22 protein-coding genes and 1 riboswitch are annotated in these 20,841 nt (G+C 72.9%); of the genes, 10 read left to right on the top strand and 12 right to left on the bottom strand.

Translation table 11 applies throughout. From position 1 onward, the window contains the following. The first annotated feature begins 1 nt into the window (after position 1). Positions 2 to 763 (top strand): DUF1295 domain-containing protein, encoded by a 762-nt coding sequence (locus CCN39_RS29010; RefSeq protein ID WP_208630425.1) that lies wholly within the window; start codon positions 2 to 4, stop codon positions 761 to 763. Here CCN39_RS29010 and CCN39_RS29005 read toward each other — a convergent pair. Continuing rightward, positions 750 to 1,256 carry a DinB family protein gene (locus CCN39_RS29005; protein ID WP_086847262.1) on the bottom strand — a complete coding sequence of 169 codons (507 nt, stop codon included), beginning with the start codon at positions 1,254 to 1,256 and terminating at the stop codon, positions 750 to 752. The two genes, CCN39_RS29010 and CCN39_RS29005, sit on opposite strands and share 14 nt — an antisense overlap. Positions 1,257 to 1,329: 73 nt before the next feature. On the opposite strand from CCN39_RS29005, the gene CCN39_RS29000 reads away from it, so the two are divergent. Both CCN39_RS29000 and CCN39_RS28995 read left to right on the top strand, forming a co-directional pair. Continuing rightward, entirely contained in the window at positions 1,330 to 1,773 is a 444-nt protein-coding gene (locus CCN39_RS29000; protein ID WP_086847260.1) for a MarR family winged helix-turn-helix transcriptional regulator, read from the top strand. Positions 1,774 to 1,782: 9 nt separating this feature from the next. Beyond that, positions 1,783 to 2,217, top strand: a complete 435-nt coding sequence (locus tag CCN39_RS28995) for an OsmC family peroxiredoxin (protein ID WP_086847258.1) — start codon at positions 1,783 to 1,785, stop codon at positions 2,215 to 2,217. A 46-nt stretch (positions 2,218 to 2,263) separates the two neighbouring features. On the opposite strand, the gene CCN39_RS28990 is transcribed toward CCN39_RS28995, so the two are convergent. After that, positions 2,264 to 3,067, bottom strand: coding sequence for an SDR family NAD(P)-dependent oxidoreductase (locus CCN39_RS28990; protein WP_086847256.1), 804 nt, complete (start codon positions 3,065 to 3,067; stop codon positions 2,264 to 2,266). Between the two features lie 77 nt (positions 3,068 to 3,144). Between CCN39_RS28990 and CCN39_RS28985 the strand changes: the two genes are divergently transcribed. Continuing rightward, a complete protein-coding gene (locus CCN39_RS28985) occupies positions 3,145 to 3,777 on the top strand; it encodes a TetR/AcrR family transcriptional regulator (protein ID WP_086847254.1) in 633 nt (210 codons plus the stop codon). A gap of 159 nt (positions 3,778 to 3,936) precedes the next feature. Here CCN39_RS28985 and CCN39_RS28980 read toward each other — a convergent pair whose 3' ends face one another. Continuing rightward, entirely contained in the window at positions 3,937 to 4,431 is a 495-nt protein-coding gene (locus CCN39_RS28980) for an acyl-CoA thioesterase (RefSeq protein WP_244211049.1), read from the bottom strand. Continuing rightward, positions 4,428 to 6,662, bottom strand: a complete 2,235-nt coding sequence (gene metE, locus CCN39_RS28975; RefSeq protein ID WP_086847252.1) for a 5-methyltetrahydropteroyltriglutamate--homocysteine S-methyltransferase — start codon at positions 6,660 to 6,662, stop codon at positions 4,428 to 4,430. The genes CCN39_RS28980 and metE overlap by 4 nt, the downstream gene beginning before the upstream one ends. A 98-nt stretch (positions 6,663 to 6,760) precedes the next feature. Continuing rightward, a riboswitch (cobalamin riboswitch) is annotated at positions 6,761 to 6,983 on the bottom strand. A gap of 73 nt (positions 6,984 to 7,056) precedes the next feature. Here metE and CCN39_RS28970 point away from each other — a divergent pair. Then, positions 7,057 to 7,626, top strand: a complete 570-nt coding sequence (locus CCN39_RS28970) for a TetR/AcrR family transcriptional regulator (protein WP_086847250.1) — start codon at positions 7,057 to 7,059, stop codon at positions 7,624 to 7,626. A 6-nt stretch (positions 7,627 to 7,632) separates the two neighbouring features. Here the strand turns inward: CCN39_RS28970 and CCN39_RS51965 are convergent, their stop codons facing one another. Beyond that, positions 7,633 to 8,694: a 4Fe-4S binding protein gene (locus CCN39_RS51965; RefSeq protein WP_167455208.1), complete on the bottom strand. Its 1,062-nt coding sequence runs from the start codon at positions 8,692 to 8,694 to the stop codon at positions 7,633 to 7,635. Between the two features lie 69 nt (positions 8,695 to 8,763). Between CCN39_RS51965 and CCN39_RS28960 the strand changes: the two genes are divergently transcribed. The 3 genes from CCN39_RS28960 to CCN39_RS28950 all read left to right on the top strand — a co-directional run bounded on the left by CCN39_RS28960 (position 8,764) and on the right by CCN39_RS28950 (position 14,192). Then, on the top strand, positions 8,764 to 9,633 hold the full coding sequence (locus tag CCN39_RS28960; RefSeq protein ID WP_086847248.1) for an alpha/beta fold hydrolase: 870 nt from the start codon (positions 8,764 to 8,766) through the stop codon (positions 9,631 to 9,633). A 159-nt stretch (positions 9,634 to 9,792) separates the two neighbouring features. After that, positions 9,793 to 10,686, top strand: coding sequence for a LacI family DNA-binding transcriptional regulator (locus CCN39_RS28955; RefSeq protein ID WP_086847246.1), 894 nt, complete (start codon positions 9,793 to 9,795; stop codon positions 10,684 to 10,686). A gap of 206 nt (positions 10,687 to 10,892) precedes the next feature. After that, positions 10,893 to 14,192, top strand: coding sequence for a S8 family peptidase (locus CCN39_RS28950; protein WP_086847244.1), 3,300 nt, complete (start codon positions 10,893 to 10,895; stop codon positions 14,190 to 14,192). Here the strand turns inward: CCN39_RS28950 and CCN39_RS28945 are convergent. From CCN39_RS28945 to CCN39_RS28930, 5 genes are read right to left on the bottom strand one after another with little or no spacing between them, the layout of a single operon-like run. Continuing rightward, complete coding sequence (locus tag CCN39_RS28945) at positions 14,167 to 14,730, bottom strand: hypothetical protein (protein WP_086847242.1); 564 nt, start codon at positions 14,728 to 14,730, stop codon at positions 14,167 to 14,169. The two genes, CCN39_RS28950 and CCN39_RS28945, sit on opposite strands and share 26 nt — an antisense overlap. A gap of 18 nt (positions 14,731 to 14,748) precedes the next feature. Further along, positions 14,749 to 14,922 (bottom strand): hypothetical protein, encoded by a 174-nt coding sequence (locus CCN39_RS50805; protein ID WP_167455207.1) that lies wholly within the window; start codon positions 14,920 to 14,922, stop codon positions 14,749 to 14,751. After that, positions 14,919 to 15,485: a hypothetical protein gene (locus tag CCN39_RS28940; RefSeq protein ID WP_086847240.1), complete on the bottom strand. Its 567-nt coding sequence runs from the start codon at positions 15,483 to 15,485 to the stop codon at positions 14,919 to 14,921. The genes CCN39_RS50805 and CCN39_RS28940 overlap by 4 nt, the downstream gene beginning before the upstream one ends. Next, positions 15,451 to 15,966, bottom strand: a complete 516-nt coding sequence (locus tag CCN39_RS28935) for a hypothetical protein (protein ID WP_086847238.1) — start codon at positions 15,964 to 15,966, stop codon at positions 15,451 to 15,453. The genes CCN39_RS28940 and CCN39_RS28935 overlap by 35 nt, the downstream gene beginning before the upstream one ends. After that, positions 15,963 to 16,646 (bottom strand): hypothetical protein, encoded by a 684-nt coding sequence (locus CCN39_RS28930; protein WP_086847236.1) that lies wholly within the window; start codon positions 16,644 to 16,646, stop codon positions 15,963 to 15,965. The genes CCN39_RS28935 and CCN39_RS28930 overlap by 4 nt, the downstream gene beginning before the upstream one ends. Before the next feature lie 132 nt (positions 16,647 to 16,778). Here CCN39_RS28930 and CCN39_RS28925 point away from each other — a divergent pair, with 132 nt between their 5' ends. Continuing rightward, the gene (locus tag CCN39_RS28925) at positions 16,779 to 17,306 is read left to right on the top strand and encodes a MauE/DoxX family redox-associated membrane protein (protein ID WP_086847234.1); all 528 of its coding nucleotides are present in this window, start codon (positions 16,779 to 16,781) and stop codon (positions 17,304 to 17,306) included. A gap of 59 nt (positions 17,307 to 17,365) precedes the next feature. Here CCN39_RS28925 and CCN39_RS28920 read toward each other — a convergent pair whose 3' ends face one another. After that, positions 17,366 to 18,289 (bottom strand): glycoside hydrolase family 68 protein, encoded by a 924-nt coding sequence (locus CCN39_RS28920; protein ID WP_086847232.1) that lies wholly within the window; start codon positions 18,287 to 18,289, stop codon positions 17,366 to 17,368. After that, positions 18,289 to 19,350: a LacI family DNA-binding transcriptional regulator gene (locus tag CCN39_RS28915; RefSeq protein ID WP_086847230.1), complete on the bottom strand. Its 1,062-nt coding sequence runs from the start codon at positions 19,348 to 19,350 to the stop codon at positions 18,289 to 18,291. The genes CCN39_RS28920 and CCN39_RS28915 overlap by 1 nt, the downstream gene beginning before the upstream one ends. Positions 19,351 to 19,479: 129 nt before the next feature. On the opposite strand from CCN39_RS28915, the gene CCN39_RS28910 reads away from it, so the two are divergent. After that, positions 19,480 to 20,841, top strand: a complete 1,362-nt coding sequence (locus CCN39_RS28910; RefSeq protein WP_086847281.1) for an ABC transporter substrate-binding protein — start codon at positions 19,480 to 19,482, stop codon at positions 20,839 to 20,841.

The following is a 20,841-nucleotide window of genomic DNA, read 5'->3' as shown; positions in this document are numbered from 1 at the left end:
GATGCCGCAGCTGCTCGTCACGGCCGCCGTCACGCTCGTGGCGGTGACCGTGACCTTCGGGATCGCGCGGGCGCGCCGGCGGTACGACACGATCGACACGTTCTGGGGGCTCGGGTTCGCGATCGTCGCGGCCGCCGCCTTCCCGTTCGGCGACGGGCCCCTTTCGCTGCGGCTCGTGGTGGTCCTCCTGACGGTGGTCTGGGGGGTGCGGCTTTCGGTGCACCTGCACCTGCGCAACCACAAGCTGCCGGAGGACCCGCGGTACGCGCGGATGGGGCATGGACCGCTGAAGATGTTCCTGCGCGTGTACCTGTTCCAGGCCGTGGTGCTGTACTTCGTGTCGCTGCCGGTGCAGTTCGCCGTGGACGGCACCGGGATCGGCGTCCTCGGCTGGCTCGGGATCGTGGTGTGGCTGGTCGGCTTCGCGTTCGAGACGATCGGCGACGACCAGCTCCGCCGGTTCAAGGCCGACCCGGGCAACCGCGGCCGCGTGCTGGACACCGGGCTGTGGCGCTACACGCGGCACCCGAACTACTTCGGCGACGCGTGCGTGTGGTGGGGCCTCTACCTGCTGGCCTGTTCGACGTGGCCGGGCGCGGCGACCATCCTCTCCCCCGTCGCGATGACGTTCACCCTGGCCCGCGGGACGGGGAAACCCCTGCTGGAGAAGGGAATGGCGCGCACGCGCCCGGCGTACGCGCACTACGTCGAACGCACCAGCGGCTTCTTCCCGCTGCCACCGAAGAAGGTCACTCCCCGGTGAGACCGTCGGTGAGCTCGCGCAGCACGTCGAGGTGGCCGGCGTGCCGCGCGGTCTCCTCGATCATGTGCGTGAGGACCCAGCGGACGTTGAACGTCTCGTCCTTGTAGGTCACCTGATCGTCGAGCCCGCGCTTCGCGACGATCTCCCGGCTGCGTTCGCACTGCTTCGCGTAGTCGGCCAGCAAAGTTCCGACCTCGGCGTCCGGCGGGACCCGGAACTCGGCGTCCGGATCCTGCTCGAGCTTCTCCTCCCAGGTGTCCTCTTCGCCGTCGACGACCACGCCGAACCAGAACCACTCGTTGAGCGTGAGGTGCGGAACCAGGCCGGCGACGGTGGTCAGCTCGCTCGGCAGGTGCACCCGGTGGGCCTGCTCGGCGGTGAGCCCGCCGGCCTTCCACGCGACGGTGGCGCGCAGGCGGTCGAGCTGGCCGGTGAGGATCTCGCGCTCGCCGCCGGTGAGCGGGATCTCCGGGCGCTGGGGTCGTTCGGTCATGCGGAGCACTCTGCCAGAGGGGTCCGACAGTTTTTACCTTGTGCACGATGTAATCGTGGGCTAGGTTTGTGGTGTGCCGGACGAGTTCCTCCTTGACGAGCAAACCTGCTTCGCGCTCTACGCGGCGTCCCGAGCCGTGACGGACGCGTACCGTCCCCTGCTCGGCGAGCTGGACCTCACCTACCCGCAGTACCTGGTGCTGCTGGTGCTGTGGGAGTCCGATGCCCGGCCGGTCAAGGAGATCGGCGAGGCACTGCGCCTGGACTACGGCACGCTTTCCCCGCTGCTGAAGCGGCTCGAGGCCAACGGGCTGGTGACGCGGGCACGACTGCCCGCGGACGAACGCACGGTGGTGGTCAGCCTGACCGAGCAGGGCCGGGCGGTGCGCACGCGCGCCGCCGGTGTCCCCTCGGCGATCGGCTGCGCACTGGGGCTCGAGGACGACGAGCGGCGGGTACTGATGGCGACCCTGCGGCGGCTGACGGCGTCGGCCACCGCGTACTCATCCGAACACTGAGGAGGCTTTATGCCCAGCCGTGACGCCACCACCCACTGGGTCGGCGGACTGAACAGCGGGAAGGGCGAGGTCAGCCTGGACTCGTCCAACGCCGGCACGTTCGCGGTCTCGTTCCCGACCCGCGCGGGCAACCCGGACGGCCAGACGAGCCCCGAGGAGCTCATCGCGGCGGCGCACTCGTCCTGCCTGGCGATGAACCTGTCGGGCGTGCTGGAGTCCAACAAGCTCACGGCGGACTCGATCGACGTGAGCGCGGAGGTCACGCTCGGCCCGGCGGCCGGCGGCGGTTTCGAGATCAGCGGCATCGCGATCACCCTGCGGGCGTCGATCCCGGGCGTGACGGCGGAGCAGTTCGCGGAGTACGCCGAGACGGCGGAGAAGACCTGCCCGGTGTCGAAGGCCCTCGCGGGCACGACGATCACCATGGACGCGGCTCTCGCCTGATTTCCCCCCGACGGCCCCTCGTCGTTCGCGGCGAGGGGCCGTCCGCTCAGCCGAACGCGGCCAGCGCGAGGGGCTCCCACTCGCGCCACCCGTCGAGCCGGTCCCGGTACTCGGCTTCGACCGCCGCGAACGACTTGCCGAAGAACATCCGGTGCGGCGGGTTCGCCGTGTCCGCCAGCTCCAGCATCGGCTCGCGGGTCGCCCGGGGGTCGCCGAGGTCCCACTCGATCCGCGTCGCTTCGCGAACGGCGTCGTAGGCCGGGTCCGGGTCGCTCCGGCGGACGCTGCCGCCGCCGAAGTCCGTCCGGTACGGGCCCGGCTCCAGGCAGATCACGTCGATCCCGAATGCCGCGACCTCCTGCCGCAGGGAGTCCGAAAGTCCCTCCACGGCCCACTTCGACGCGTGGTAGGCGCCGATGCCCGGGAACGCCCGGACGCCGCCTTCGCTGGTGACCTGGATGATCCGGCCGTGCCCCTGGCGGCGCATGATCGGCAGGGCCGCCTGGGTCAGCCAGAGCGTGCCGAAGAAGTTCGTCTCGAGCTCCGCCCGGACCTCCTCCTCGGTCAGTTCCTCGACCATCCCGAAGTGCCCGTAGCCGGCGTTGTTGACCAGCACGTCCAGCGCACCGAACGCGGCCGCCGCCCGCCGTACCGCGTCGACGGCGGCGGCACGGTCCGTGACGTCCAGCCGCAACGGCAGCACGGCGTCGCCGTACCGGTCGACGAGCGGTTGCAGGCTTTCCACGTCCCGCGCGGTGGCGGCGACCCGGTCGCCGCGGGCGAGTGCCGCTTCGGTCCACTCGCGGCCGAAGCCCTTGGACGTCCCGGTGATGAACCAGCTCTTCGTCACGACATGCCTCCTTTTCTACATCACAAGCTAACAGTAGCATGGACTGCATTATTACATCGAATGGTAAGGTCAGGTCCATGATCGCGAGTGACGGCCGGCGTGAGCGCAAGAAGGCCCAGACCCGGGCCCGCATCCAGGACGCGGCCCTGGACCTCTTCGCGAGCCAGGGCTACCGCGAGACGACGATCGCGCAGATCGCCGCGCGCGCCGACGTCGCGACCCGCACGGTCACGCTGCACTTCCCGGCCAAGGACGACCTGCTGTTCGCCGACGACCCGTTCACCCCGGAGTCCCTCCGGGCGCGGCTGAGCGGCCGGCAGCCGGAGAGCACCCTCGACGCGGTCCGCGGCTGGATGCACGCGACCATGCGCGAGCTCGACGAGCACGACCGCGAGTCCGGCGTGGACCCCGCGCACATCTGGCGGCGCCGCGCCCTGCGCGCCGACCTCCTCATGGCCGACGACGACCTCCGCGGCCGCGCCCGGGCCGGCTACCGCGACCTCGAACTCCTGATCGCCGCGGGCATCGGCGAAGACCTCGGCGTCCCGGCCGACGCCCTGCTCCCCCGGCTCGCCGCCGTCACCGTGGTCGCCGGCCTGCGCGAGATCTACGTGACCCGCGAGGGCCGGGCGCGGTCGGCGACGAGCGAGCTGGCCGACCTCGTCGACACCGTCCTCGCCTTCGCCGAAGCGGGACTCCGCACCACGTGAGGTGCCGGACCACGCGGCCTTGATCCGGGCCCACCACCGGCGTTCGCCGCGGCCTGGCCGGTGTCGGTCAGCGGCAAGGCGCACTTCGCGGCCGGGGCGGGTGGAGGCGCCGGCGCGCCCGGCCCTGGTGTGCGAGGAAGCCCCCGCACACCAGGGATTTCAGGCCACCGTGCGCGACGCCGTGATGGCGGCTCGCCGGGCCAGCCGATGCGTCCGGCGGATCCCCGCTTCGGCGTAGCGGCGGCGGTCCTCATCGGTTTCCGGCACGACCGGGGGCACCAGCCGCGGGCGGCCGTCCTCGTCGACCGCGACCAGCACCAGGTAGGCCGAGGCCACGTGGACCGGGGGCACCGACCGGTCCCAGCGGTCGGCCGTGGCGCGCACGCCGATCTCCATCGACGTCGACCCGGCCCAGTTGACCTGGGCGTGCAGGTGCAGCACGTCCCCGACGCGGACCGGCACCCGGAACACCATCTCGTCGACCGACGCGGTCACCGACGCGCCTTCGGAGTGCCGGGCCGAAACCACCCCGGCCAGCGAGTCGGCCAGCTTCATCAGCACGCCGCCGTGCACGGTGCCCATGAGGTTCGTGTCGTGGTCGTCCATGATCTGCGACAGCGTCAGCCGGGACGCCGACGTCGGCTTGCCCCTCACGCGAGCCCCGCCCGGACCTCGCGCACGGCCGCGACCAGGTTTCGCAGCGCCGGCTCGACCTCGCCGTAGCCGCGGGTCTTCAGCCCGCAGTCCGGGTTGACCCACAACCGGCCGGCGGGCACCGCGGCGAGGGCGGTGCGCACCAGCGTGCCGATCTCCCCCGCGTCCGGGACGCGCGGGGAGTGGATGTCGTACACACCCGGCCCCACGCCGCGGCCGAACCCCGCCAGGCCGGCCACCACCGCCATCTTGGAGCGGGCCGCTTCGATGCTGGTGACGTCGGCGTCGAGGGCGTCGATGGCGGGCAGGACCTCGGCGAACTCGGAGTAGCACAGGTGGGTGTGGATCTGGGTCGCCGCGCCGGCCCCCGAGGTCGCCAGCCGGAACGCCGACACCGCCCAGCGCAGGTAGTCGTCGTGGCCGGACCGGCGCAGCGGCAGCAGCTCGCGCAGTGCCGGTTCGTCGACCTGGACGATCCGGATGCCCGCCGCTTCGAGGTCGCGGACCTCCTCGCGGACGGCGAGCGCGACCTGCCGCGCGGTGTCGGCGAGGGGCTGGTCGTCGCGGACGAACGACCACGCGAGGATCGTCACCGGGCCGGTCAGCATGCCCTTGACCGGCTTGGCCGTCAGGCTCTGGGCGTAGCGGGTCCAGGGCACCGTCATCGGGGCCGGGCGCGAGACGTCGCCGTGGAGGATCGGCGGGCGGACGCAGCGCGAGCCGTAGGACTGCACCCAGCCGTGCCCGGTCGCGGCGAACCCGGCCAGCCGCTCGGCGAAGTACTGCACCATGTCGTTGCGCTCGGGTTCACCGTGCACCAGCACGTCGAGGCCGAGCTCCTCCTGCAGCCGCACCACGCGCTCGATCTCGGCGCGCATCGCGGCCTCGTAGGCGGCGTCGTCGAGCGTGCCCGCCTGGTGCGCGGCGCGGGCCGTGCGGACGCCGGTGGTCTGCGGGAACGACCCGATCGTCGTGGTCGGCAGCGGCGGCAGCCCGAGCGCCGCCTGCTGCGCCTTCACGCGCTCGGCATACGGCGGGCGGACGGTCGTGTCCGGCGTTCCGGGGCGGGCGCGGACCTGCCCGGCCGCCGCCGCCCGGTCCGCGATCGCCTGCCGCGCACCGGAAAGGTCGACGTCCTCGCCGCGCAGCGCCCGGCCGAGCAGCACGACTTCGTCGACCTTCTGCCGGGCGAAGGCGAGCCAGCCCGCCAGCCGCGGCGGCAGCCCGCGCTCGCGCCCGACGTCGTAGGGCACGTGCAGCAGCGAACACGACGTCGTCACGCTGACCGATTTCGCCACGCCGAGCAGCGTGGCGGCCCGGCCGAGCGCGCGGTCCGGATCGGTGCGCCAGACGTTGCGGCCGTCGACCACCCCGGCCAGGACCTCCTTGTCCCGCAACGCCGGTTCGGTCGCCACCGCGTCCACAAAGGACTCGTCACTGACCAGGTCGACGGCCAGTGCCTCGATCGGCGAGCGGGCCAGCACGCCCAACCCGCGCCCGAGGTGCCCGAAGGAGCCGGTGACCAGGAGCTTCGGCCGGCCGGTCTCCTTGCCGAGCCAGTGGTAGGCGCGGATCAGGGCGTTCAGCTCGGCCTCGGTCCGATCGGCGGCGAAGGCGGGCTCGTCGAGCTGCACCCACCCGGCGCCCGCGGCGTGCAGCCGGCGCAGCAGGTCGGCGTACCGCGGCAGCAGGGTGTCGAGCAGGTCGAGCGGCCGGAAGCCCGCGGTCGTGGACTTGGCCAGCAGCAGGAACGTCACCGGCCCGACCAGCACCGGCCGGGTCTCGATGCCGAGCGCTTTCGCCTCCCGGTATTCGTCGACCGGTTTGGTCCCGGCCAGGGTGAACGTCGTGTCCGGGCCGAGCTCCGGGACGAGGTAGTGGTAGTTCGTGTCGAACCACTTCGTCATCTCCAGCGCCGGAGCGTCCTGGGCACCACGCGCGGCGGCGAAGTACGTGTCCAGCGGCGACGGCCCGGTGAACCTCTCCGGCAGGGCGCCGAACAGCGCCGCGGTGTCGAGGACGTGGTCGTAGTGCGAAAACGTGTTGGACGGGACGGAGTCCAGCCCGGCCGCCGCCAGGGTGCGCCAGGTCCGTTCCCGCAGGTCACGGCCGGTCTCCAGCAGCGTGTCCTGGTCGATCCGGTGCGCCCAGTAGCGTTCCAGGGCACGCTTGAGTTCCCGGTCCGGGCCGATCCGGGGGTAGCCCAGCACCGTGGTGCCGATCTCGGTCACAGCTCTCTCCTCGCGAGCTCGTTCCACCGAGTCCGAGCACGCGGAGGAGCCGCGTTTCGGTCGTGCCCATCCCGCGAGGCCCGGACTCACGCACGCCGTCGGCGCGCGCACCACGGGCAGGTCTTCGGACTCGTGGGCGCCGAGCTCAGGTCTACCGGCCGTCGCTTCCCGGACTGCGTGTCCAGTGCTTGACCACTCGCGTGGTGACGGCTTTCGTTCCCACATACCGCTGCGGGGCAGTCCCGGATTCGCACCGGGTTCCCTGTTGCCTCCCCCGCGCGCGCCTTCGCGTGCGGGCGAACCAGTGGCGGCTCGAGCGTAGCGCTTCTTGATCACGATGTCGCGGATAAACCGATCGGTGTCATTCCCGCACGAACCGGGCTAACCTCACGACATGACCGCCGACGCGAAACCGACCTCCCGCGAGCGGCTGCTCGAAGCCGCGGCCACGCTCACCTACCGGGACGGGGTCGGCATCGGGGTCGAGGCGCTGTGCAAGGCCGCCGGCGTGTCGAAGCGGTCCCTCTACCAGCTGTTCGAAAGCAAGGACGAACTCCTCGCCGCCAGCCTGAAGGCAGGCGCGGCCGCCTTCGTGGCCGGCCTGCTCCCCCCGGCCGACGACGACCGCGGGCCCCGCGAGCGGATCATGCACGTCTTCGCACAGCTGGAAGCCCAGGCCCGGACCCCCGGTTTCCACGGCTGCCGGTACCTGGCCGCGCAGATCGAGCTCAAGGACCAGCGCCACCCCGCGAGCCGGGTCGCGCGGCGGATCAAGCGGAACCTGCTGGGCTTCTTCCGCCGGCAGGCCGAAGAGGGCGGGGCCGCCGATCCGGACCTGCTGGCCCGGCAGCTCCTCGTGGTCTTCGACGGCGCCGGCGCCCGGGCCGGCATCGGTGTCGACGACCTGAAGGGGCTCCTCGTCCCGACCGTGACCGCCCTGCTCGACGCGGCGGGCCTGCGCTGACCCCCGTCACTCCGGCGGCGCCCAGCCGCCGGTGACCTCCTTGACCGGCTTGTGGGGGAAGCGGCGCCGGGCGTGCTCCTGCGCGCGGGAACCCGGCAGGACGTACAGCGTCTCCCGCTTGTCCTGCAGCGGCCGCAGCACCGTCTGCAAGAACCCCTTGCGGTCCTCCAGGTACGGCCCCAGGACGTCCTCGCCCGCGGGGCAGACGGCCAGGCAGTAGCCCGACTTGTAGCCCGGCGGCGAACTCAGGCTCTGCCACATCGAGGCGCTTTCGGCCGCGGAGACGCGGGCGCGGTAGTCGGCCGCGTCCTCGCTGTCGGCCACGGTCTGCGCCCAGTCGGTGAACCCGCTCATGAACTCGCGGTAGTTGTGCGTGGTGCAGGCCAGGCCGTCGAACGCCCCGTCCTTGGCGATGGCCCCGACCGGGCAGGCGGTGACGCACAGCTTGCAGTCGATGCAGGGGTTGTAGTCCAGGGCCTGCCCGTATTCGCTCACCTCCGCGTCCACCAGCACGGTGGCCAGCAGCACGAAGCTGCCGAACTTCGGGTGGATGACGTTGCGGTGCAGGCCCATCACCCCGAGCCCGGCGGCGACCGCGACCGTCTTGTGCGCCACCACCCAGATCCGGTCCGTGCCGAAGCGGTCCATCTCCTGGGGGAAGCCGACCGACGGGTTGATCGCGTGGTGGCCGGCGTCCTGCAGCGCCCGGACCACATCCCGGGCGGTGTGGTTGGCCTGTTCGTCGGTCTGGTGGAACTCCTGGTTGGCCACGCTGCGGGCCGGGGAGCGGCAGTTGTCGCGGTTCATCCGGAACGCCATCGCGATCAGGGTGCGGGTGCCGGGCAGCGCGCCCAGCACGTACTCGCGTTCCCCGGCCAGGTCGGGGTGCTCCAGGCGCACCGCGGCGACGTCGTCCGCACCGGCCGCCAGGCACAGCTCGCGCAGCCAGGCCGCGTCGAGCACCGCCGGCGAATCGGCGGGCCGGGGCCGGGAAAGCACCGCCCGCACCGACGGGTGCGCAGCCAGTTTCGCCGGCAGCACCGGGTTTCCTCCGGCGTCGTGCGTCATCGGGCCTCCTCGGAACGGACACCGTAAACCGATCGGTTTCCGATCGTCCCCCGAGAGGAAGCCGGCGCGATGCCCGATGCGGAACCCCGTCCCACGATCCACGTCCCCGGGGCGACCGGCCACGTCCTCGCCGCGCGAGGAAGCCACGAGGGAGCGTTGCGGTACCTCGAGGCGGGCACCGGCGCTCCCCTGGTCCTGCTGCACACCGTGCGCACGCAGGCCGAGCACTTCCGCGCCCTCGTCCCCCTGGTCGCGGACCGGTTCACCGTGTACGCCCCCGACCTGCCGGGAATGGGCCACTCCGAGATCGTGCCCGGTGCGTCCTACGAAGAACCCGCGTTGCGCGCGGGCGTGGAACGGCTGCTCACCGAACTCGACCTCGACGACGTGACGCTGCTGGGCGAGTCCATGGGCGCGGTGCTCGCGCTGACCACCGCCGCCGAACTGCCGGACCGGGTCCGGCGCGTCGTCGCGGTGAACCCCTACGACTTCCGCGGCGGCATCGCGCGGTCCGGCCTGCTCGCCCGCGCGGTGGTCACCGGCGTCCGCGCGCCCGGGGTGGGCCCGGTGCTCGCCGGGGTGGAGCCCAAGGCCGCGCTCCGCGCGATCCTGCGGGGCGGACTCGGCGACAAGAGCGCCCTGCGCGAGGACTACCTGGACGAACTCCTCCAGGTGGGCCGCCGGCCCGGCTACCCCGCCGTGACCCGCGGGATCCACCGGAACCTGCCGAGCCTCGTCGCGGCCCGCTCGCGCTACCCCGAAGTCAAGGCGCCCGTCCACTTCGTCTACGGCGAGCGGGACTGGTCCCGGCCGTCGGATCGCCGGGCCAACCGGGACCTGCTGCCCGGCGCCGGGTTCACGGAGGTGCCGGGAGCGGGCCACTTCATCGCCCTGGAACGGCCCGACGTCCTCGCCGGGCTGCTGAACGAGGGGGAATGATCGAATCGGTTCGATCATCACCTGTCCCGGTGAATGCCGTTCGGACCAGCCAGGAGCTGCTTGCACATCCCCGATGAGTACTCTACGTTCGAATATCGTCGACGCGGTTCGACGAAGAGTGACGGGGGTCGCCGTCTCCTGGGGGCAATCGAGAACGCCATGCGCAAGCGCGGACACCACCGGTACGCCGGGGCCCGGCTCCCGGCCGGCCACCGGACGAACGTCCTGGCCCTGGTCGTGCCGCTGCGCGCCGGCGCCCACGACGTCGTCGTGCGGGAGTTCGTGGCCGCCGCGATCGCCGCGGCCGGCGCCCGTGACCACGCCCTGCTCCTGCTCACCGCCGAAGACGGCCCGGCTGCGCTGCGCCGCGCGGTGTCCTCGTCGGTCGCCGACGGTGTCGTGGTGATGGACGTCGAAGCGGCGGACGCGCGCGTGCCGGTGCTGCTCGGGCTGGGCCGGCCGGCGGTGCTGATCGGCGTGCCGGACCGGCCGCGCGGGCTCGGCTGCCTCGACCTCGACTTCGCCGCGGCGGGCGCGCTCTGCCTCGGCCACCTCGCCGGCCTCGGGCACGAGCACGTCGCCCTGATCGGCTCGACACCCGCGACCTACCGGCGCGGCAGCAGCTCCGCGACCCGGCTCGCGCAGGGCTTCACGGCGGAAGCGACCCGCCGCGGCATCCGCTCGACGACGCTGGCCTGGGGCGACACCCACTGGCGGACGCTCCGCGGCCTGGACGCGCTGTTCGCCCGGCACCCCGATGTCACCGGTCTCGTGGTGCACAACGAAACGGCGCTGCCCGCGGTGCTGACGGCCCTGCACCACCGGGGGCTGCGGGTACCCGAGGACATCTCACTGGTCGCGGTCTGCCCGGACAGCCTGACCGCGCACAGCCTGCTCGAGCTGACCTGCCTGGCGATTCCCGCGCGGGAGATCGGCGCACTGGCCGTCGAAACGGTCATCGGGCAGCTCGACGACGGCACCGCGCCCGGAACCCGGCTGCTCGCCCCGAAGCTGGCCGCCCGCGCCAGCACCGCACCGCCCCGCCTGCGCTGAACCGGCCGAGCCGAATAGCGTCCCGAATTTTGCCACTGTCAGTATTCCGGTGATCAATTGTCGGCGGTTGGTTCACGGAAATGACGTATTGCCCGGACGGCCCGGGCCGGTGTTAACGTGACCGCGGCGACCGCGCGGCTTTTTTTCCTGCGCGCCTTTGCCGAGACGAAATCCGGGGGAAACGATCTCAGGCGGAGGGGCCCGACATGCATCGAAGACAGCTTGCGCTGGCAGCCGTGGTGGTAGCGGGCTGGTCGCTGCCCGTTCCGGCGGCGGCGGAACCGTCCACCGCGCTCGTCGCGCCACGCGATTCGGGCCAATCCGTCACGCTGATCACCGGCGACCGGGTGCGGGTGCTCCCGAATTCCCGTGGGGAAAGCACGGTCACGGTCGAACCGGGGCCGGGCCGCGACCGGATCGGTTTCTTCCGCGAAACGCACACGCCCGCGAAGGCCGGCGACATCACCGTGGTGCCGTCGGACGCGCTGGCGCTGGTGGCGTCCGGCAAGCTCGATTCCCGGCTGTTCGACGTTTCCGGGCTGCTGCGGCAGCACCTCGCCGACTCCGCGGGGAGTCTCCCCCTGATCATCACCTATCCGGCCGGCTCCCCCGCGGCCGCACCACCGCCCGCCACCACGGCCGTTCGCGACCTGCCGAGCGTGCGCGGAACCGCCCTGCGCCAGGACCGGCGGCGCGGAACGGAGTTCTGGACCTGGCTCACCGCCGGGTCCGCGCTGCGGGCCGGGGTCGGCAAGGTGTGGCTGGACGGTCTGGCCACCCCCGCCCTCGACGTCAGCGTGCCGCAGATCGGCGGCCCGGCCGCCTGGCAGGCGGGCTACACGGGCCGCGGTGTCACGGTCGGCGTGCTCGACACCGGGGTCGAGGCCGATCACCCGGATCTCGCCGGCAAGGTGGTGGAAGCCCGGGACTTCACCGGGACCCGGCCGGACGCGGGCGACGACGTCGGGCACGGTACGCACGTCGCCGGCATCATCGCCGGGACCGGGGCCGCCTCCGCCGGCCGGTACCGCGGGGTGGCGCCGGACGCCCGGCTGATCAGCGGCAAGGTCTGCGTCGCCCACGGCTGCCCGGAATCGGCGGTGATCGCCGGCCTGGAGTGGATCGCGCCGAAGGTCCGCGTGGTCAACCTGAGCCTCGGCGGCGACGCGACCGACGGCACGGATCCGGTGTCCCAGGCGGTGAACGCGCTGACCGCCCGCCACGGCACCCTGTTCGTCGCCCCGGCGGGCAACGACCGCTCGCTCGACCTGCCCGAACCGGGCCCGGTCGTCGCGCCCGCCGCGGCGGATGCGGCGCTGGCGGTCGGCAGCGTGTCGGCCCAGGACACCACCAGCCCGTTCTCCAACCGCGGTGCCCGGCTCGGCGACCACGCGGTCAAGCCCGACCTCGCCGCGCCCGGCGAGGGCATCGTCTCGGCCCGGGCCGCGGGCACGCGCGACGGCGACACCGCGCCGGTCGACGACCACTACGCCAGGCTGTCCGGGACGTCGATGGCGGCGCCGCACGTCGCCGGCTCGGCGGCCCTGCTGCTCCAGCGGCACCCGGACTGGCTCGCCGGCCGGCTCAAGACGACGCTGACGAGCACCGCGAAGCCCACCGCCGACGTCCCCGAGCAGGGGGCCGGCCGGGTCGACGTCGCCCGCGCGGTCACCCAGCAGGTCACCGCCACCACCGGCAGCCTCGGCTACGGCTTCGTCGCCTGGCCGCGGGCCCGGCCCGTCACGAAAACCGTGACCTACCACAACGACGGCGACACGGCCGTGTCCCTGGCCCTCACCACCACGGCGCCGCTGTTCACGCCGTCGGTGCCGTCCGTGGTCGTCCCCGCGCACGGTGCCGCCGACGTCGGCGTCACCCTCCAGGCGGGCACCGCCACGGCCGGGCCGTACAGCGGCCGGCTGACCGCGACGGCGCCCGGGGTCACCGTGCAGACCGCGCTGGGCGCCTTCCTGGAGCCGGAAAGCTACGACGTGTCGGTGCGGCTGATCGGCCGGGACGGGCGGTTCACCGCCGGTGTCGCGACGCTCGTCGACACCGCGACGGGAGCCGCGTTCGGCGTCCGGCCGTTCCGCGCCGACGGCACGGCCGTGGTGCGGGTGCCGAAGGGGCGCTACGACCTCAACGCGCTCGACGTGTCCGGAGACCCGACCGGCCAGACCCGCCCGGCCGCCGTGACGCTGCTGTCGCGGCCCGGTCAGCCGGTGACCGGCGCTGTCTCGGTCACCTTGGACGCCCGTGCGGGCAAACCGCTGCGTGCGGTGGTCGACCGCCCGGACGCGCGGCTGCAGGGCGGCGAACTCGGCCTGGTGTCCGGGAATCCGGGCGGGACCCGCACGAACACGCTCGCCTGGATCGCCCAGCCGGGCACCGAGCTGTACGCGGTGGGCTCGGACCGCGAGGTCACCGACCACACCTACGCGCTGTACTTCCGGGCGACACTGGCCGCCCGGCCACCCGGCGTGGACCCGGACGGGTACGTCTACCAGCTGGCGCTGCTGGAACGCGGCCGCGTGCCGGCCGATCCGGTCTTCCGGGTGCGCGACCGGGACCTCGCGGTGGTCGACACGCGGTACCACACCCAGGGGAAACCGGCGGAGAGCCTGCGCCTCGACGACGTCACGTTCGGCTTCCCGGGCGCCGACAGCGGGACGTACCAGGTCGCCGCGCAGGCGTTGCCGAGCCGGCGCACCGAGTACTACACGACCGGGGTGAGCTGGCAGCACCTCCTGGCGGTGTACCCGGATCCGCTGACCGACGCGGAAAGCAATTACTCGTACCGGACCTACCGGGCGGGGCCGCAGCGCGCCGGCTGGAACCGCGCCCCGGTCGGGCCCGCTTTCGGCGCACCGCAGGACGGCTGGGGTGTGCTCCGCGCCGGAAACCAGCTGGTGTACGCGATCCCGCTGGTGTCGGGCAGCGATCCGGAGCAGTACACGACGCCGCCCGGGGGCCTCACCGGCACGGCGACGCTGTCGCGTGACGGCGTCACATTGGCCACCGCGGCGAGCCCGGCCATCGGGGCGCTGCCGATTCCGGACGCGGCGGGCACCTACACGCTGCGGTCCGTGGCCACGCGCAGCGTGCCGTGGTCGGTGGTGGGGACCGCGGTGGACGTCGGGTGGACGTTCCGCGAGCCCGGCCCGGCGGCACCGGCGAAACCGTTGCCGCTGCTGGTGGTCCGGGCCGAGGGCGCGGTCGACGAGCAGAGCCGGGCCCCGGCCGGGAAGCCGTTCGTGCTCGCGCTGACCGCCCAGCGGCAGCCGGGCGCCGGCGACCTCCGCCTGGCGGACCTGCGCGTCGAGACGTCCACCGACGACGGCACGACGTGGCAGCCCGTGCCGGCCGCCCGCATCGGCAACGGCGGCCTCGCGGTGGTGCACAACCCGGCCGGCGAGGGGTTCGTGTCGCTGCGGATCACCGCCCGGGACACGGAAGGCAACGCGGTCACCCAGACCGTGCTCAGGGCGTACCAGACAGCGCCGTGACGGCGATGGCGGCGAGCGGGACGACGAAGGCGGCCCCGGTCAGGACGCCCAGTGCCCGGCCGTGGGCCCGCCATTCGCCGTCCCAGCCGCTTTCGCCGTCGTAGCGCAGGTTCGCCGTCGTCATCAACGCGCGGCCCAGCCCGAACCCGATACCCGCGGCCAGCGCCGCGGGCAGCGAAGCCGTGAGGGCCACGGCGATCGCGGCGACGTACGGCAGGCCGCTGGGCAGGTACGTGCGGGCGCCCGTGCCCATTTCGAAGCCGAACTGCAGCGGGCCGAGGTGCCGGCCGAGCCGGAACACCGTGTCCGGCACCAGCCGCCGGTTTTCCGGCAGCCGGAACGACCACACCCCGGTTTCCCGCAGCAGCACCGCACCCAGCACGGCGGCCACCACGGCCCAGCGGGCGACCGCCGGAAGTGGCGCGCGCAGCAGGGAACCGGCCACGAGCGAGACGAGCGCGGTCAGGGCGCCGCCGCAGACGAGCCCGGCGCAGAACGCCAGTGTCGGAGTGCCTCGCCAGACCGGCGAGCTCAGCACGAAGGCCGAGTTCCGGCTTCAACTGGAGCCGCTGGTGGCGAACCCGGCCGCCGCGCACAGGACGAGCCACGCTCCGGGCAGCAGCCGGCCCGGCGCGGCCAGGAGCGCGATCGTCACCGCGGCCGCGGCGAGCACGAGCCCGGCGGCGAGCGTCAGCGGGTGCCACCGGCGCCGGACGGTCCCGTCCGTCACAGGGCGGCGCGGCAGATCGTCAGGTAGGTCTGGCCGGTGTACCCGCCGCCCCAGAAGGTGGAAAAGCCGTCGGAGCAGCGGTAGACCTTCAGGTCCGGCGTCGTCCACCGCCACGCGTTCTTGCCCACGAACTGGCCGCACGTGTTGGCCACGGGCTGGTGGTCGACCTGGATGCCGCCTTCGTTCCACGTGCCGTACTTGTGCCAGCCCGCTTCGCAGTAGGTGCTCCCCCGCCAGAACCCGCCGAAGCAGGCGGCGTAGGTGTTGACGTACGTGCCGCTGGTGTCGCCCAGTTCGGTGTAGCCGGTGGGATAGGCGTCCCGGCAGTCGTTGCGGTCGAAGCCCGGCATGCCGTACGGGCTGAACTCGGCGTTCGCCTTCCGGACGCGGGACAGGCCGGACCAGTCGAGCGCGGTCGCGCCGATCGTCAGCGCGCCGAGCGCCACCGCGCGCAGGAACGTCCGGCGCGTGCCGCGGGCCTTCAGCTTCCGGCCCGCTCGGGTGGCCACCGCATCGGGGCCGGGGTGGTCAAGGTCGGGAATGTGCGCCAACTCCAGCGTCACCGGCTTCACCTCCTGACGTCGGACCGGCCCAGCCGGCCAGTGTGGTGTCCACTTCGGACGCCCGGACCGGGAGCAGCATCCGGCGGACGCGGCCGGTGCCGTCGAGCAGCATCAGCACCGGCGGCGAAAGGTGGGAGACCAGACGCCACGCCTCGCGGTCACTGACCACCGGCAGGCCGTGCGCGAGCTCCGCCCACGTCGCCGGGGGTTCGTGGGTCAGCAGGGTCGCCTCCGCGCCGAGCCCGGCCAGCCGCTCGACCACGGTCAGGCACAGCGGGCAGCCCGCGTCGACCGCCGCCACGATCCGGCCCGCGAACCGCGGGCCCAGCACCAGATCGGGCGGGGCGGCCACGAACCCGTCCGTGGTCCGGGTGACCGTCCCGCGCAGCAGCCGGACTTCGCGCAGGACGGCCGCCAGCCCGAAGAACAGCACGATGATCGCCGCCCAGGTGAGGACGGCGAAGGCGGTCGACGGGGTCATCGGCGGTCCCAGGCGATGTCGATCCCGTCGAGCCAGTCGAGCCGTTCCCGTTCGGTCTTCGCCGGTGTCTCCGCGAGGTGCACCTCGGCCAGGCCGGCCGGGCAGCCGAGGACGAACGAACTCCTGGCGTACCCGGACTTCCAGACCTCGCCGTGTTTCGTGCGCGCGCCCGCGTGCCGGGGCAGCAGGGCCGCGGCCTGGCGCGGCGCGGGGATCGACAGCGAACCGTGGTCCTTCACCACGACCACAAAGTGCTCGTTCGCCGGATCCAGCAGCGTCTCCGCGCGGGGGACGACGGTCATGCCGTCGACGTGGTCTTCGATCCGCAGCGAGCCGAACAGGGCCAGCACGCGGTCGCGGCGGGGCGCCGGGCCGGCGTACACGGTCATCAGCTCGTGGTAGGCGCCGAGCAGGGTGGCCACGGACGACTGCCCGTCGCGGGCCTCGGCGACGACCACTTCCCGGCCGTGCACGACGAGGCGCTCGCGGGTTTCGGCCGGCGCGACGTACGTGCACGCGAAGTCGTGGTAGCCGCGCGGGCCGATCTGGAACCCGGTGCCGTACGACCCGCCGACGAACCGGACGCCGGCCACGACGTGCGAAACGGGGGCCGCGCCGGGCAGGCCCACGGTCACCCGGTCCCCGCCCGGCGCGACCAATCGCAACCGTTGTGCCCCCATGAGACCTCCGATTCCCGGAATCGCACCCGCGAGCGTAGCCGACGGATTCGGCGGTGGCCACGATCGTTTTCCAACGGTTCCCGAATTGCTCCGATCGGGGAGGGTGTTTTTGTCCACTATTACAGTGGGCCGATGCACACCTTCTGGTCCGCGGGAATGACGGTCCTGACGGCGCTCGGCGCGATTCTCCTGACCGTCGCCGGCGTGGCCCACGCGGTGCGCCACCGCGAGCACCGCGCGGTGCTGCGCGGCCACCGCCTGCTGCCGCCCTCGGTGGCCGCGCCGGCCGCGGGCGCGGAGGTCCTCGTGGGCGCGGCGATGCTCGCGGTCCTGCTCACCGATCCGGCGAGCACGGCCCTGCCCGCCGCCGCGCAAGCCGGGTTGTACTGCGCTTTTGCGGTCTACACAGCGGTGCTGCGGACGCGCCGGCCGGGTGTGCCGTGCGGGTGTTTCGGTGCGGAGACGGTGTCGTGGGCGGTGGTGTGCCGAGCCGTCACGCTCGCCGCGGGCAGCGCCGGGTGCGCGGTCCTCGGCGCGCCCGGGCCGGCCCCGGACCGAGGCGTGTGCGTGGCCGCCGGCGTGGTCCTCGCGATGGCGCACCACCTGATTCCGGCGTGGCGCGGAGCCGGCCCACGAAAATCCGGCGACGCCTTTCGATGATTCTTCGACGGTTTTCCGGTCGGTGAACCGATGACGGTTCGCCGGAAAATCACCGCCGGTCAGATCGCTTGGAGCCCTGCGGAGGCGGTGTAGCGGACGGGGACGGGATCGGATAGTTCCCCGGCGAACGCGCCGTCGCGCTCGGACACGAACCCGATGAGGTGCCACCGGTTCCCGGCGTCGCGGACGAGGCGGGGCGCGTACAGCCCGGGACAGGACACGGGCCGGGCGAGGGACAGGTCCCACGGGCCGGTCACCGCGGGCCCGGGCACCACCCACACCTGGTCCGCCGCGGCCCGGGGGCCGAGGTTGCTGCAGAAGAGCAGCAGCGGCTGGCCGTCGACGACCGCGACCTGGGGCACCTCGAGGTGCCCGAAGCCGCCGGGCCGGGTGAGCGGCGGCCCGACCCGCCAGGTCAGCAGGTCGGCCGAGAAGGCGTGGCCGAGCACGCCGCGATCGTGCGGGTCACCGTCCTTCGCGTGGGCGGTGAGGAGCATGTGCCAGCCGGTCCCGTCCGGCGCGGGGAAGACCCACGGGTCGCGCCAGGCTTCGCCGGCCCAGTCCGTGCGGTCGCCGTGGGCGTACCAGGTGGGATCGGGCTCGACCAGCGGCTTCACCCCGGACCGGTGCCACGTGTGGAGGTCGTCGGAAACGGCGAGGCCGATCCGCTGCACCGCGTGGCGGCCGTCGTCGCGGACGCCGGTGTAGAACAGGTACCAGCGCCCGTCCGCGCCGCGGACGACGGACCCGGTCCAGGTCGCGAGGTCGTCCCAGGCCGGCCCGTCGGCGGGGACCAGCGCGTCGGCGACGAGCTCCCAGCTGCGCAGGTCGCGGGAAACGGCGTGCCCGATCGACGCCCGCCGGTGGCGCCGCTCGGGATCGAGCAACGCCCGCGAGGCGCGCAGGAAGAAGACGTGGTGCCGGCCATCGTCGTCCGTCGTGTACCAGCTGTCCCACACCCAGTGGTCGGGCAGGCGCAGCATCAGGGCGCCTCCGGCGGTCGCGGAGGGGCGACCGAAGCACGGGCGCGCAGCGGCATCGGGATGCGGTGGACCGGTTTCTCCCCGGTGGTTTCGCCGTTGATCTCGGCGAAGAGCGCGTCGACCGCGGTGCGGCCGAGGTCGTAGAACGGCAGGGCGACGGTGGTGAGCTTGGGCCGCATCCAGGAAGCGAGCGGGTGGTCGTCGAACGAGACGACCGAGACGTCGCCGGGGACGCTGAGCGAGGCCTCGGCCAGCGCCTGGTAGGCACCGAAGGCGAGCCGGTCGTTGAGGCAGATCAGGGCACGCGGGCTCGTGCGGCCGAGCAGGTCCCGCGTCGCGTCGAACCCGTATTCGGGCAGCCAGTCGGCGGTCCGGGTGCCGCTCGCGAGCTCGACACCCGCCTCGCCGAAGACCTCGCGGATGCCGACGAGCCGTTCCACCGCCGCGACGCTGTCCCGCGGCACGTTCCGGACGCCCGGCCCGGCGCCGATCACGTGGATGCCTTCCCGGTGCCCGGCGTCCAGCAGCACCCGCGCGGCCTGGCGGCCGGCCTCGACCTCGTCCGGCACCACCACCGGCAGCGGCGAAGGCGTTTTCGGCACGGCGTTGAGCAGAACCGCGGACGTCCCCAGCAGGTTCTCGGGAACGGTGATGCGCCGGGTGTACATCGAGGCGTAGATGATCCCGTCGACCTGGCGGTCGTGCATGCCTTGCAGCAGAGCGTGTTCGAGCTTGCTGTCCCCTTCGGACTCACCGATGAACAACAGGACGCCCCGGTCGCGGGCGGCCTCGATCGCGCCTTTGATCATGTCGCCGGCCAGCCGGGAGGTGGCGACCGTGTCGGAGACGAACCCGATGGTCAGCGTGCGTCCGGTGCGCAGCCCGGCGGAGACGATGTTCGGCCGGTAGCCCAGTTCCGCCGCGAGCGCCTTGAGCCGCTCCTGGACCTCCTCCGAAATGCGCAACTCCGCACCACGGCCCGAAAGCACCAGGGACGCGGTGCTCCGCGACACCCCCGCTGCCTTGGCGACGTCGGCCAGCGTGACCCGTCGTGGGCTCACCGTCGCACCCCCGCTTTCCTGCCTTGACACCGGCTCGTCCGATCGCCGAGACTACCGATGCTAACTCGGTTTAGCAAGGTCGAAACCCCTGCTCGACCGGTGCATCCACCTGCGACGGAGGAGACGATGTTGTCCCGTCGAACACACCCCGGCCGCCCTCTCGGCACCCTCCTGGTCCTCGCGCTGGCCGGCACTCTGGCCGCGGCCTGTTCGGGACCGGGCAGCGGTGCGGGGCCCGGCGAAACCACGGCCACGGCCGTCACCGCGGAGCCGTCGTGCGGCAGCGCGCCGGTCACCATGCGCGGCTACTTCGAAACCGGCTTCCCGATGGCCAAGGCGCTCACCGGCGAATTCACGAAGCAGTTCCCGAACGTCACGTGGGACGTCCGGGAGGACCAGTTCGCGGTGATCACCCAGAACGCACCCCGCGTCCTCGCCGACGACCCGCCGGACCTGATGCGCCTGCCGCAGGTGTCCGAACTGGTCAAGGACGGCCTGCTGAAGAACCTCGACGGGTACGCGAAGTGGTTCGGCTGGGACAAGTGGCCCGCCGGCCAGCTCGCGCAGCTGCGGATGGGCCCGGGCGGGCGGCCGCGGGGTGCGGGCTCGCTCTACGCCATGGGCCTCAACTTCAGCGTGACCGGCGTCTTCTACAACAAGCAGCTCGCGGCCCGGATCGGGCTGACCACCCCGCCGGCCACGCTCGCGCAGCTCGACGAGGCCATGGCGAAGGCGAAGAACGCCGGTATCCAGCCGATCCAGCAGTTCAACGGCGGCGCCACCGGCGGACTGGCGTTCCCGCTGCAGGACCTGATGGCGTCGGTCGGGCAGCCGGCGCCGGTCAACGACTGGATCTACCAGAAGCCCGGCGCCACGATCGACACTCCGGCCAACCTCCAGGCCGCCCAGCACCTCGAGCGGTGGATCAAGGCCGGCTACTTCGCGCCGGACGTCAACGCCGTCGACTACGCGCAGATGGTCAGCCGCTTCACGGCCGGGCAGGGCCTGTTCAGCTTCAACGGGGACTGGGAATCGGCCAACCTGGACAAGCTGATGGCGGGCAACATCGGGTTCTTCCCGATGCCGCCGGCGCAGGCCGGGGCCAAGCCCGCGGCGATGTCCGCGCCGCTGACGGTGGGGATCAGCGCCAAGGCGCCGCACGCCGACTGCGCGGCGTTCTTCCTCAACTGGGTGGCCACCAACGGGAAGGCGCGGGAAATCGCCGTGCAGACCGGCGGCTCGCACCCCATGGGCCCCGCGGACGCGCCGCTGCCCCCGGTGGCGGCGGGCACGGTCACCGCGGGAACGCTCGAAGCCGCCGCGCAGGTCGACAAGGACGGCACCGCCATGGACTTCATCGCCAACGCGACCGGCGCCATCTACGCCAAGAGCTGGACCCCGCAGCTGCAGAAGCTGGTTTCCGGCGAGCAGACGCCGGACGGGCTGCTGAAGTCGGTGCAGCGCGACTACGCCGACCAGGTCGGGAGCTAG

Origin of the sequence: Amycolatopsis kentuckyensis (assembly GCF_002155975.1) — a bacterium.
In the GTDB taxonomy this organism is placed as follows: domain Bacteria; phylum Actinomycetota; class Actinomycetes; order Mycobacteriales; family Pseudonocardiaceae; genus Amycolatopsis; species Amycolatopsis kentuckyensis.
Note: the sequence above shows the minus strand (reverse complement) of the source record. Positions and strands in the feature narration are given on the sequence as shown.